Origin of the sequence: Myxococcus sp. AM011 (assembly GCF_013372595.1) — a bacterium.
Lineage (GTDB): Bacteria > Myxococcota > Myxococcia > Myxococcales > Myxococcaceae > Myxococcus > Myxococcus eversor.
The window spans coordinates 1-11,973 of sequence record NZ_JABXEM010000321.1 but is presented as its reverse complement, the minus strand read 5'-3'; the positions used below and the strand labels follow the sequence as shown (position 1 = coordinate 11,973).

Here is an 11,973-nt window from a genome sequence, read left to right as displayed (position 1 = left end):
CGTCGCGACGGCGGCTCCTGCGCCCTCGCCCGCACCGACACCGGCTCCCGCGCCGCCCCCCGCGAAGAACGACCCGCGCCGCCGCAAGTGGGCGGACGACGAGGAGCACCAGATGGAGGGCGTGCAGCGGCTGGTGTCGCGCAAGGTGGAGCGGGTGCTGGAGCAGCTCGGGACGCTCGCGATGCGGGCCCGCACGGGTGAAGAGCTCCCCACCGTCACCGTCACGCTGCACCTGGCGCACGGACATACGGTGACGGGGACGGTGGTCGACTACGCACCGCGAGACTCGGTGTTGCTGGCGCTCGGCAAGGAGGGCCTGCTCGGCTCGGAGTCGGTGACGTACGTGGACCTGGCCACGGTCGTCGCGGTGACGGTGGGTCAGGCCAGCAAGCTGCTCGAACTGACGCAGCTGGTCCGCACCACGCCCACGCGACAGGACCTGTTGACGATGGTGGAGAAGCTGCCGCACGCCCTCACCGAGCAGTTCTGGCCGGGCGAGACGGCGCTGGGTGGCAGGCCGCTGCGCTTCGAAGTGGACTGGATGGGGCTGGACGACGAGCCCGGCCGCCGCGCGCTGGAGGCCGCCCTGAATGTCACGAACCACGCGCTGCGCACGCTCGCGCAGGAGCAGGGCCGCGAGGTGATGCGCCGCATCGCCACCGTGCGCTTCGTCCGGGGCAAGTCCATGCGCGCCGCGTTGGAGGGCGAGACGGGCACGGTGACGGTGGGCGAGGGAGAGCCCACCGTGTCCGCCTTCCGCAAGGCCTTCGCCTCCGGCCTCAAATGACGGGCAGCTGGTCGCTGTAGGCGCCCGTGGGGAACGCCGCGTCGATGCGCGCCAGTTCCTCCGAGGTGAGCTTCAGCGACACGGCGGCGGCGTTGTCGCGCAGGTGGGCCACGCGACTCGCCTTGGGAATGGCGAACAGCGAGGGCCGCCGCACGAGGAACTGGAGCGCCACCTGTCGAGGCGTGGCGTCATGCGCCCGGGCGATGGCGTCCAGCACGCGCCCTCCCGGACTTGAGGGCTTGGGGAAGCGGCCGTTGCCGAAGGGGCTGTAGCCCACCACCGCCACGCCGCGCTCCTCACACCACGGAAGCACGGCGTGTTCGATGGCCCGCTCCTCCAGGTGGTAGAGGACCTGGTTGCAGGCGATTCGCTCGGGCTTCGTGAGCGTCAGCAGTTCATCCAGGTCCGCCACCGCGAAGTTGCTCACGCCCCAGGAGCGAATCTTCCCGTCCGCCACCAGCTTCTCGAAGGCGCGCACCGTCTCCGCCAGCGGGTGCGAGCCGGGCCAGTGCAGCAGGTAGCAGTCGAGCCAGTCGGTGCGCAGCCGCTTCAGGCTCCGCTCACACGCGGTCAGCGTGCCCGCGTAGGTGGCATTGGAGGGCATGACCTTCGACACGAGGAAGACCTCCTTGCGTCGTCCGGCGATGGCCTCGGAGACGATGGACTCCTCCACGCGGCCGTGGCCGTACAACTCGGCGGTGTCGACGTGGGTGAGCCCCAGGTCCAACCCCGCACGCAGGGAGCGGATGGCCTCGTCGCGGTCATCCTCCTCCATCTGCCACGTGCCCTGACCGAGGACGGGGACCTCTTTCCCGGTGCCGCCGAAGACGCGCTGCTCCATGGCCTACCTCCGTGTCCGGAAGGATTAGCACCTCCCACCCGCTCCGACAGCCCGCGACCGTGCGAAGCAAGGGGCTCCGCGCTAGTCTCCGGCGGTGTCCCCCACCCCGCCTGCCTCGAAGCCCCAGCTCCCCTCACGGTTGACGCTGGGCCGCCTGCTCACCCTCGCGAGGCCGGAGCTTCCCACGCTCGTCGTGGGCACGCTCTTCCTGCTCATCAGCAGCGCGGCCACGCTGGTGTTTCCCCGCGCCATCGGAGACCTGGTGGACGAGGCGCTCGGCGCCCGCAATCGTTCGCGGCTCGACACCATCGCCGTGGTGATGTTCGGCGTCTTCATCGTGCAGTCGGTGGCCATGGCGCTGCGCGCCTACCTCTTCGCCACCGCGGGCGAGCGCGTGGTGACGCGGCTGCGCAAGCGCCTGTTCCAGAGCCTGCTCTCCCAGGAGGTGGCCTTCTTCGACGAGCGCCGCACCGGAGAGCTCACCAGCCGGCTCGCCTCGGACACGACCGTCCTGCAGAGCACCGTCACCACCAACGTCTCCATGACGCTGCGCTACCTCTGCCAGGGGGTCGGCGGCGTGGTGCTGCTCTTCTACACGTCCCCGCGCCTGACGCTGGTGATGCTCGCCCTCATCCCCGCGGTGGCCATTGGCGCGGTGGTGTACGGCCGTCGCGTGCGGGTGCTCTCCCGGCAAGCGCAGGACGCGCTCGCCGCCTCCAGCGAGGTGGCCGAGGAGGACCTCTCCGGCATCCGCACGGTGCGCTCCTTCGCGGCGGAGAGCCATGAAGTGGAGCGCTACAGCGCGGCGGTGGACAAGGCGCTCGGACTCGCGAAGGAGCGCGCGCGGCAGGGGGCCCTCTTCATGGGCAGCGCCTCCATCGCCATGTACGGCGCCACGGCGGCGATGCTCTGGTACGGCGGCCGGATGGTGGTGGACGGAGAGCTCAGCGCGGGCGACCTCACCTCGTTCCTCATCTACACCTCGCTGGTGGCGCTCTCGCTGAGCGCCGTGACGGAGGTGTGGGCGGACTTCATGCGCGCCAGCGGCGCCGCCGAGCGCGTCTTCGAGCTGGTGGACCGCGAACCCGCCATCCCCGCCGGCGGAACGAGGCTGCCTTCCGTGAAGGGCCACGTGGAGTTCCGCGCCGTGCGCTTCGCCTACCCCACGCGCTCGGACGTCCCGGTGCTCCAGGGCCTGGATTTGGAGCTGCGCCCCGGCGAGGTCGTCGCCGTGGTGGGCCCGTCCGGCGCGGGCAAGTCCACGCTCGCGTCGCTGCTGTCGCGTTTCTATGATCCACAGGGCGGCGCCGTCGTCCTGGACGGACACCCGCTCACCACGCTGGAGCCGGAGTGGCTGCGCCGCAACATCGGCATGGTGGCGCAGGAGCCGCAGCTGTTCTCCTGCTCCATCGCGGACAACATCCGCTACGCGAAGCCGGACGCCACCGACGCGCAGGTGGAGGAAGCCGCGCGGGCCGCCAACGCCCACGACTTCATCCAGCGCTTCCCGGAGGCCTACGGCACGCCGGTGGGCGAGCGCGGCGTGCAGCTCTCCGGAGGCCAGAAGCAGCGTGTGGCCATCGCCCGCGCCGTGCTGAAGGACCCTCGCCTGCTCATCCTCGACGAGGCCACGAGCGCCCTGGACGCGGAGAGCGAGCACCTGGTGAAGGACGCGCTGGAGCGGCTGATGAAGGGCCGCACCACGCTCATCATCGCCCACCGCCTGTCCACCGTGGCCAACGTGGACCGGGTGCTGGTGCTGGAGGGCGGCCGCATCGTCCAGAGCGGCACCCACTCCAGCCTCATGAGCCAGGAGGGCCTCTACCGCCGGCTGGTGGAGCGCCAGTTCGTCGCCGCCTGAACGGCCGCCCGGCACCCATGCCCGCGCTTATCGCTCCGGAAAGTGGCGCGGAAACAGGCCGGTGATTAGCTCTTCCATCCTCAAGAAAGGAGGTGATGCCTTGATTGACAGCAAGAATCAGGCGTCCACCTCCGCCACGGCGGCCTGAAGAGGGTCACCGCGGCGGTGGCAGACGCTGAAGGTTTCAAGGGCCCGTCTCCGCGTTCGCGCGGGGGCGGGTCTTTTACTTTCCGCCGGGAATGGAGTCCTAAGCGACCTGTTCCGACCTGCCGGGGGGAGTGGCCGACCCTTTTCGTCCAAATCCGGGAGATTCCCTGTGTCCATCACCCCGTGTCCAAGCCCACTGCCCACCGCCTTGCGCGACGAAGAGGCCGTCGACGCGCAGCGCAACCTCTACTGCCCCAACTACGACGCCTGCCTGCACATGGTCGTCAAGCGCGGCTGGGAGGGGTGGAGCTGCCGCAATTGCGATCTGCGCGCCTTCCGGGTCGGACAACCCGACGTCCGGGAGTTCGCCGTGTCTCGCCCTGGTGGTTGGGACGGCAACTGAGCAGGTGTCGGCCGGGGCGCCGGCCGGCCGCACGTCCTACTCAGAATAATTGACGCATCCCTGCCCTACTTGGCAGAACGGGATATGCGCTCCAAGAAAACCAAGTTCATTTTCGTGACGGGAGGCGTGGTCAGCTCTCTCGGCAAGGGCCTCGCTTCGGCTTCCATCGGCGCCCTGCTCGAGAACCGTGGGCTCGCCGTCACGCTGCTCAAGCTGGACCCGTACATCAACGTGGACCCGGGCACGATGAGCCCGTTCCAGCACGGCGAGGTCTTCGTCACCGAGGACGGTGGCGAGACCGACATGGACCTGGGCCACTACGAGCGGTTCACCAACGCCCGGATGAGCCGGCTCAACAACTTCACGTCCGGCCGCATCTACCACGCGGTCATCATGAAGGAGCGCCGCGGCGAGTACCTGGGCAAGACGGTGCAGGTGATTCCGCACATCACCGATGAAATCAAGGCGAGCATCCGCCAGGCGGCCCAGGACGCGGACGTGGTGATTGTCGAGGTGGGCGGCACGGTGGGCGACATCGAGTCGCTGCCGTTCCTCGAGGCCATCCGGCAGATGCGCTACGACGTGGGCAGCCAGAACGCCGTCTACGTGCACCTGACGCTCTTGCCGTACATCGGCGCGGCGGGCGAGGTGAAGACCAAGCCCACGCAGCACTCGGTGATGAAGCTGCGGGAGATTGGCATCCAGCCCGACTTCCTCGTGTGCCGCACGGACCGCGAGGTGTCGCGAGAGATAAAGGACAAGATCGCCATGTTCTGCAACGTGGACACGGGCAACGTGTTCACCTCGCCGGACGTGCGCAGCATCTACGAGCTGCCGCTGGAGCTGCACCGGCAGGGCCTGGATGACCGGCTCGCGGAGGTGCTCAACATCTGGAGCCGCGCGCCGCACCTGGAGCGCTGGGAGAACATCATCCGCAAGGTGTACGAGCCCGCGCGCGGCCAGGTCCAGGTCGCCATTGTCGGCAAGTACGTGAACCTCACGGAGAGCTACAAGAGCCTCAACGAGGCGCTCCTGCACGGCGGCATCGCCAACGACGTGAAGGTGAACCTGCACTTCGTGGACAGCCAGGACGTGGAGGCCCAGGGGCCGGAGAAGCTCCTGGCCGGCGTGGACGCCATCCTCGTCCCCGGCGGCTTCGGCGTGCGAGGCACCGAGGGCAAAATCGCGGCGGTCCGCTACGCGCGGGAGAAGAAAATCCCCTTCTTCGGCATCTGCCTGGGCCTGCAGATGGCCGTGGTGGAGTTCAGCCGGAGCGTGCTGGGCCTGCCCGCGGCCAACAGCCTGGAGTTCAACGAGCACACCCCGCACCCCGTCGTGACGCTCATGGAGAGCCAGGTCACGGTGCAGGACAAGGGTGGAACCATGCGCCTGGGCAGCTACGCCTGCGCCCTCAAGAACGGCTCACGGGCACACCAGCTGTACGGCCAGGACACCATCCAGGAGCGTCATCGCCACCGCTTCGAGGTGAACAACGCCTACCGGGGCCGGCTTCAGGAGGCGGGACTTGTCATCTCCGGGCATAATCCGGAGCTGAACCTCGTGGAGATGATCGAATTGTCGGACCACCCGTACTTCGTCGGCTGCCAGTTCCATCCCGAGTTCAAGAGCAAGCCCTTTGCTCCCCACCCTCTTTTCTCCGGCTTCATCAAGGCGGCGCTCGAGCAGCGCGACGCCACGTCCGGTCAGGTGCGCGCATGAGCGCCAGCAGCCTCCCCATCAACCTCTGTGGCTACAAGGTCGGCCCGGGCCAGAAGCTGTTCGTCATCGCCGGCCCGGACAGCATCGAGTCCGAGGAGATGGCGCTGAAACATGCTCACTTGCTCAAGGGCATCACCAGCCGACTGGGCGTGCCCTACGCCTTCAAGTGCTCTTACGACAAGGCCAACCGGACAAGCGGGAAGTCCTTCCGAGGTCCTGGCCTCCGGGAAGGGCTGCGTATCCTAGCGCGTATCAGGGATGAAGTGGGCGTCCCGGTCCTCACGGACGTCCATGAAACCAGCCACGTAGGTCCTGCCTCGGAAGTTGTGGATATCATCCAGATACCGGCGTTCCTGTGCCGGCAGACAGACCTGGTGGAGGCCGTGGCTCGCACGGGGAAGGGCGTGAACTTGAAGAAGGGACAGTTCGTAGCCCCCAAGGACATCGTCCACTCGGCGCGCAAGGCGTTCGAGTCGGGCAACCCCAACGTGCTCGTCACGGAGCGGGGGTCCACGTTCGGCTACAACAACCTGGTGGTGGACATGCGAGGGCTCGCCCACATGCGCGAGGCGGGCCTGGCCGTGTGTTTCGACGCCACGCACTCCGTCCAGCAGCCCAGCTCCGGCGACGGGGTGACGGGCGGCGAGCGCAAGTTCGTCTCACTGCTCGCCCATGCCGCCGCGGCGGCCGGAATTGATGCATTGTTCACGGAAGTCCATGAGGACCCTGACCGTGCCCTGTGTGACGGTCCGTGCTCCCTCAATCCACAGATGTTCGAGGACGTGGTACGAAATGTGCTGAACATCCGCCGGGTGTTGGGACACGAGCCCGGTTGATGGACACGACGAGGGGAGGAGCCGAGCGAATCATGCCCACGGACGCACCTTCCAAGCCTGGAAAGGAAGAGCTGACGTCTCGCGCGGCACGCGTGCGGCTGCTTGTCTTCGACGTGGACGGGGTGCTCACCGACGGCGGCATGTATTACGGCGACGGCGGGGAGCTGATGAAGCGCTTCGATGTGAAGGATGGCCACGCCCTGGTCATGGCCCGGCTGTCGGGTCTGCCCGCCGCCATCCTCACCGCCCGCACCTCGAACATCGTGGAGGTCCGCGGGAGGGAACTCGGGCTGGCGGCTGTGTTTCAAGGCCGCCGCGACAAGGGTGCCGCACTGGACGAGCTGCTCCAGCAACTGGCCGTTCCCCTGGAGGCCTGTGCCTACATGGGGGACGACCACAACGACCTGGCCCCTCTTTCGAGGGTGGGCTTGTCCGCGTGTCCCGCGGATGCTGTTCCCGAGGTGCGTCAGGAGGTTCACTTCATCACCCAGAGTCCTGGCGGCCGTGGGGCAGCCCGTGAACTCGTCGAGCTGTGCCTCAAGGCCAGTGGACGGTGGGAGAACGCCGTGGGTCTGATGAGGGGGACTGATGGACGCAGTGCGCAGAGAGGTTGAAGGAAACCCCGTATTCAAGGTAGGTGGTTGATTCCATGGGCAGCGGAATGATGCAGCAAGAGGGGAGTACGGCGATGACGGACCAGCTCTACACGACGCACGACATCAGTCGCTTGCTTCAGGTGGATCCGTCCACGGTGAGCAAGTGGATTGACCGGGGCATCCTGATGGCATTCAGGACGCCGGGGGGTCACCGGCGGGTGCGGTCCGCGGACCTGCGCACGTTCCTCATCACCCACCAGATGCCGGTTCCGGAGGAGCTGGGCAGCGGCACGGTTCGCCTGCTGGTGGTGGACGACGAGCGCGCGGTGCTGGACGCCATCAAGCGCGCGTTCAAGCCGTTCGCGGCGCAGGTGGAACTGCAGACGACGACCAGTGGCGTGGAGGCGCTGCTGCTGGTGTCCGAGCAGAAGCCGCACGGGATGATCATCGACCTCAACATGCCGGACATCGACGGTCTGGAGGTCTGCCGCCGCATCCGTCAGCGCAAGCAGATGGAGGGCGTGCGTCTCATCACGATGACGTCCGTGCACACCGCCGACGTGGTGGAGCAGTCGAAGCAGGCCGGCGCGCTCGCGTGCCTCGCCAAGCCGCTGGATGTACAGCAGGTGCTGGAGCTGTTCCGTGTACCCATCTCGCTCAGTGCGAAGCGCTGAGGCGTAGAGGGCTTCCGCCACCCCCTCGCGGAAGCCCTCGACAGGGTTGAAGTCAGCAGGAAGCCGCGCCGTTTTCGGCGGACAGCGGCCTCCCAGGAGGGGTGTGCGCGCGGTTCAGCTCTGGACCTTGACCTCGATGACCCGAGGCTTGGACTCCTCGCGCCGAGGCAGCGTCAGCGTCAGCACGCCTTGCTCGTAGCGCGCCTCCACCTGGGTGGCGTCCACGGTCTCCGGCAGGGAGAACGAGCGAGTGAAGCTGCCCTGGCCTCGCTCCTGGCGACGCACGCTGACGCCTTCGGCGAGCGGCTGCGCCTTGCGTTCGGCCTTCACGGTGAGCACGTCGCGCTCCACCGTCACCTGGATGTCCTTCGCGTCCACGCCGGGGATGTCGAGGTGCAGCGTCACGCCCGCCTCGGACTCGAGGATGTCGGCCGCCGGGGTGCGCTCGGTGCGCCGCGTGGACTGACGGAACAGGCCGGGCTGGCCCAACTCGCGGAAGAGCGCGTCGAAGTCGCGCATCAGGGGGTTCATCACCACGGCGGAGTTGAACGGGTTTCGGTTCTGCATGGTCTTCTCCTGTGCGTGCCACCCTGGGTGGGTGCACGGTGTGTGAATCACAGACGTTGTCGTAGTCGGCGGTCGCCTCGGGGGCCCCATCGGGGCTCCACTCCAGCGCCGCCTCACAAGACTCAAGAGAACCATGCTCCGGGACGTGTCAAGCAACGCCCCCGGCACCGCCGCGCCCGGCCTCGTGGGCTCGCCTGCCCGCCCTCCAGAAGGCCCGGAAGGCGCCTTCCAGCCAAGCTCCCAAGTCAGTCGTCCTGGCGGCCCAGGGACACGGAGACGGCCTCCTCATCGCGGGCCACGTGCACCGTCCACGGGTGGCAGCACACCGGGCAGTCCTCGATGTAGTGCTCCGCGCTGGCGCCAATGGGGTCCACGTCGACCTCCACCTCCTCGCCGCAATAGGGGCATTGCTGGATGGCGGCTTCCGCGAAGGGCTGCATGGTGGTGCCTCCTCGCCCTCGAAGCGGGCGATTGTGTCGCGGACTCATCGTCCGCGCATTCAGACGGTAGACTCCCGAGCCATGGCTTCTCCTTCCCGCAATCGTATCGGTGACATCCTCGTCAAGGCGCGCGTCATCGACGAGCTCCAGTTGCGCAGCGCCATGGCCACCCTGGACCAGTGGGGCGGGAGGCTGTCGCGCGTGGTGGCGGACCTGGGGCTCGCCAGCGAGGATATCGTCACCGAGGCCATCTGCCAGGGCCTGGGGATGCAGCGCGTGCAGTTGGGCAACATCAGCCGTGACACGGGAGCGCTGGCGCGCGTGGAGGTGGGCATGGCCGAGCAGAAGGCCGTCTTCCCCGTGTCGCTCAAGGACAACGGCAAGACGCTGGTGCTGGCGATGGCGGACCCCACGGACCTGGCCACGCTGGACCAGGTGGCGGCCCGCAGCCGTGCTCGCGTGGTGCCCATGGTGGCGGGCGAGCGCGAAATCGAGCACGCCATCCTCCGGCACTACCGGAACCAGGAGCCGGTGGCGAGCAGCCGCTTCGCGCCGTCGCGCAGCCAGTCCACCAACACGCCCTCCACCATCGACGAGGAGCAGCAGGAGGAGGACGAGTTCAAGGTCGTGGACATGAGCGGCAACACGGTGGTGAAGCGCATCGCCGACATCGTCGCGCCCGGCTCACCCGCCACCGCTCCCGCTCCCCGCGCCGCGGAGAAGCCCGCACCGCCCGTCGCGAGCGGCTCCAGCGCGGCGGACATCCTGGATGAAATCCTGGCCGGCGGCGCCCCGTCCTCCGAGTGGACGGACGAGGACCTGCAGCGGCTGCAGACGCTCCAGCAGAACCAGGAGAAGAGCTCCAAGATTCTGCGCGCCCTCCTGGAACTGCTGCTGGAGAAGGGCAAGCTCCAGCAGCGGGAGCTGGCCGCGAAGATGCGGCTCTAGCTGTCAGCCCGCTTCCTGGAGCTCGCGACCGGTCAGTCCCAGGAGGTAGAGGATGGCGTCCAGGCCTCCAGCGGAGATGGAGGTATCGGCCGCCTCGCGCAGCCGGGGCTTGGCGCGGAAGGCGATGCCCAGCCCCGCGCGCTCCAGCATCAGCAAGTCGTTGGCGCCATCCCCTACGGCGATGACCTGCTCCAGCAGGATGCCCTCCTGCTTCGCCAGTTGCTCCAGCAGCTCCGCCTTGCGGCGCGCGTTGACGATGGGCCCCACCGTGCGCCCGGTGAGCTTGCCGCCCTCCTCCTCCAGCACGTTCGAGTAGGCGTGGTCGATTCCCAGGCGCGCCTTGAGCGCCTCGGCGGCCACGGAGAAACCTCCGCTGATGACGGCGGTGCGGTAGCCCAGCCGGCGCAGCACGCGCATCAGTGTCTCCGCGCCCTCCGTCAGCGGCAGGTTCGCCGCGAGCCGATGCAGCACGGCCACGTCCAGCCCCGCCAGCAGCGCCACGCGCTGACGCAGGGACTCGTCGTAGTCCATCTCTCCGTGCATGGCGCGCTCGGTGATGCGCGACACCTGCTCGCCCACGCCGTGCGCGCGCGCCAGTTCGTCGATGACCTCGATGCGGATGAGCGTGGAGTCCATGTCCATCACCACCATCCGCTTGCTGCGACGAAACAGGCTCTCGCGCTGCAGCGCCACGTCGAAGGTGTTGTCGCGCATGGACAGCGCCAGGAGCGAGCGCTTCAGCGCCTCCGGCTCCACGGACGCCGGCAGGGTGACGTGCAGCTCCACCGAGCCCAGGTGCGTGTGCGTCAGCCGGACGATGCGCTCCAGGTTCACCCCCTGCCCCGCCAGGTGCGAGGACAGCGCGTGCAGCTCACGGGCTCCCAGCGCGCGGCCCACCGCCGTGACGACATAGCGGGCGGGCGCCGTGGCATTCGAGTCCGGCGACTCCACCGCCTGGAAGTCCAGGTCCACGCCCAGCTCCCGGGCGGCGAAGAGCAGCGCGCTGGGGATGCCGCGCGCATCCGGCAGGCGCACCAGCAGGCAGAGCGTGAGGCGGCCCTGCACCACCACCTGCTCCACGTCGAGCAGCTCGGCGCCCGCGTCCGCGAGCAGGCCGGTGAGGCGGGCGGTGATGCCAGGATGGTCCTTGCCCGTGACGGTGACGAGCACGCAGCCGGAGGAGGTCGGAGTCATGTCCCCCGGACGATGCCACGACGGCCGCGCGGGCGGGGCGGGCCTGATGCGGCCCGCGCCCACCAGTGAATCAGGACTGCGGCGCGTCCGAGGAGAGGACGAGGTCACCCCGGACGAGGAACTCCTTGTCCGGGAAGGCCTTGTAGAAGTCCTCGAGCATCGCATCCACGTCCGGGTAGCGCTGCTCGCGCTTGTCCTGGGTGGCCTTGTCGAAGAGCTGGTCCAGGCCGCTGGGCGCCTCGGCGTTCACCTCCGACGGCAGGGCCGAGCGGCGGCCGGGAATCTGCCCGGTGAGCATCTCGTAGAGCAGGATGCCCAGCCCGTACACGTCCGCGGCCGGGCCCGGCTCCTTGGCGCCCCGGTGCATCAGCTCCGGAGCCATGTAGGGCATGCCACCGGTGCCCACGAAGACCTGGGGCATTCCCTTGGTGGAGTCCACCTCCACCACGCGACCCAGGCCGAAGTCGGCGAGCTTCGCGTTGCCGTACGCGTCGAAGAGGACGTTCTCCGGCTTGAGGTTGTGGTGCGTCAGGCCCGTGGCGTGCGCGGCGCGCAGACCGTAGGCCATCTGCAGGAAGGTGCGCAGCGCGAAGGGCACCGGCACGCCGCTGCCACCGCCCGCCTCCAGCCGCTCCTTCAGGCTGCCGTTCATCAGCTCCAGCACGAAGTACGGCCGGCTCGCCTCCACGTTCTGGTCCACCACCTGGACGATGCCGGGGTGGCGAACCTGGGCCTGCGCGCACAGCTCCTTCTTCAGCCGCTTGAGCACCTCCCCGCGCTGCAGGAAGGAGAAGTAGCCGAAGATGTCCTTGAGCTCCTTCAGGCAGATGTCCAGCCCGAGCGCCGTGAAGCGGCCCTTGAAGACGGTGCCCAGCGGGCCCGTGCCGATGGGGTCGAACTTCTGGTAGCGCAGGTCCAGCTCGGTGCCCTTGGAGGCGACGGGCGCGGCGGCGACAGGGG

The 11,973-nt window shown here is 68.5% G+C and carries 13 protein-coding genes; 8 read left to right on the top strand and 5 right to left on the bottom strand.

Annotated elements, in window-relative coordinates:
* On the top strand, positions 1-787 hold a 787-nt coding region (locus tag HUW62_RS41370; RefSeq protein WP_255203938.1), incomplete at its 5' end, for a hypothetical protein.
* On the opposite strand, the gene HUW62_RS41365 is transcribed toward HUW62_RS41370, so the two are convergent.
* Positions 780-1,628, bottom strand: a complete 849-nt coding sequence (locus HUW62_RS41365; RefSeq protein WP_176437563.1) for an aldo/keto reductase — start codon at positions 1,626-1,628, stop codon at positions 780-782. The two genes, HUW62_RS41370 and HUW62_RS41365, sit on opposite strands and share 8 nt — an antisense overlap.
* Positions 1,629-1,722: 94 nt before the next feature.
* Between HUW62_RS41365 and HUW62_RS41360 the strand changes: the two genes are divergently transcribed.
* The 6 genes from HUW62_RS41360 to HUW62_RS41335 all read left to right on the top strand — a co-directional run bounded on the left by HUW62_RS41360 (position 1,723) and on the right by HUW62_RS41335 (position 7,864).
* Entirely contained in the window at positions 1,723-3,489 is a 1,767-nt protein-coding gene (locus tag HUW62_RS41360) for an ABC transporter ATP-binding protein (protein WP_368670618.1), read from the top strand.
* A 316-nt stretch (positions 3,490-3,805) separates the two neighbouring features.
* Positions 3,806-4,039 carry a hypothetical protein gene (locus HUW62_RS41355; RefSeq protein WP_141643146.1) on the top strand — a complete coding sequence of 78 codons (234 nt, stop codon included), beginning with the start codon at positions 3,806-3,808 and terminating at the stop codon, positions 4,037-4,039.
* A gap of 84 nt (positions 4,040-4,123) precedes the next feature.
* Entirely contained in the window at positions 4,124-5,758 is a 1,635-nt protein-coding gene (locus tag HUW62_RS41350; RefSeq protein ID WP_163866296.1) for a CTP synthase, read from the top strand.
* Positions 5,755-6,594 carry a 3-deoxy-8-phosphooctulonate synthase gene (kdsA, locus tag HUW62_RS41345; RefSeq protein WP_163866295.1) on the top strand — a complete coding sequence of 280 codons (840 nt, stop codon included), beginning with the start codon at positions 5,755-5,757 and terminating at the stop codon, positions 6,592-6,594. Before HUW62_RS41350 ends, kdsA begins: the two co-directional genes overlap by 4 nt.
* 32 nt (positions 6,595-6,626) lie before the next feature.
* Positions 6,627-7,208 carry an HAD family hydrolase gene (locus tag HUW62_RS41340; RefSeq protein ID WP_163866294.1) on the top strand — a complete coding sequence of 194 codons (582 nt, stop codon included), beginning with the start codon at positions 6,627-6,629 and terminating at the stop codon, positions 7,206-7,208.
* 35 nt (positions 7,209-7,243) lie between these two features.
* A complete protein-coding gene (locus tag HUW62_RS41335; protein ID WP_015346747.1) occupies positions 7,244-7,864 on the top strand; it encodes a response regulator in 621 nt (206 codons plus the stop codon).
* 114 nt (positions 7,865-7,978) lie between these two features.
* Here the strand turns inward: HUW62_RS41335 and HUW62_RS41330 are convergent, their stop codons facing one another.
* Complete coding sequence (locus tag HUW62_RS41330; RefSeq protein ID WP_163866293.1) at positions 7,979-8,431, bottom strand: Hsp20/alpha crystallin family protein; 453 nt, start codon at positions 8,429-8,431, stop codon at positions 7,979-7,981.
* Between the two features lie 245 nt (positions 8,432-8,676).
* Positions 8,677-8,871 (bottom strand): CPXCG motif-containing cysteine-rich protein, encoded by a 195-nt coding sequence (locus HUW62_RS41325; protein ID WP_163866292.1) that lies wholly within the window; start codon positions 8,869-8,871, stop codon positions 8,677-8,679.
* A gap of 81 nt (positions 8,872-8,952) precedes the next feature.
* Here HUW62_RS41325 and HUW62_RS41320 point away from each other — a divergent pair, with 81 nt between their 5' ends.
* The gene (locus HUW62_RS41320; protein WP_163866291.1) at positions 8,953-9,819 is read left to right on the top strand and encodes a general secretion pathway protein GspE; all 867 of its coding nucleotides are present in this window, start codon (positions 8,953-8,955) and stop codon (positions 9,817-9,819) included.
* A 3-nt stretch (positions 9,820-9,822) separates the two neighbouring features.
* On the opposite strand, the gene serB is transcribed toward HUW62_RS41320, so the two are convergent.
* A complete protein-coding gene (gene serB, locus HUW62_RS41315; protein WP_163866290.1) occupies positions 9,823-11,013 on the bottom strand; it encodes a phosphoserine phosphatase SerB in 1,191 nt (396 codons plus the stop codon).
* A 70-nt stretch (positions 11,014-11,083) separates the two neighbouring features.
* Positions 11,084-11,973 (bottom strand): serine/threonine-protein kinase (locus tag HUW62_RS41310; protein WP_176437562.1); only part of this gene is annotated, 890 nt, incomplete at its 5' end.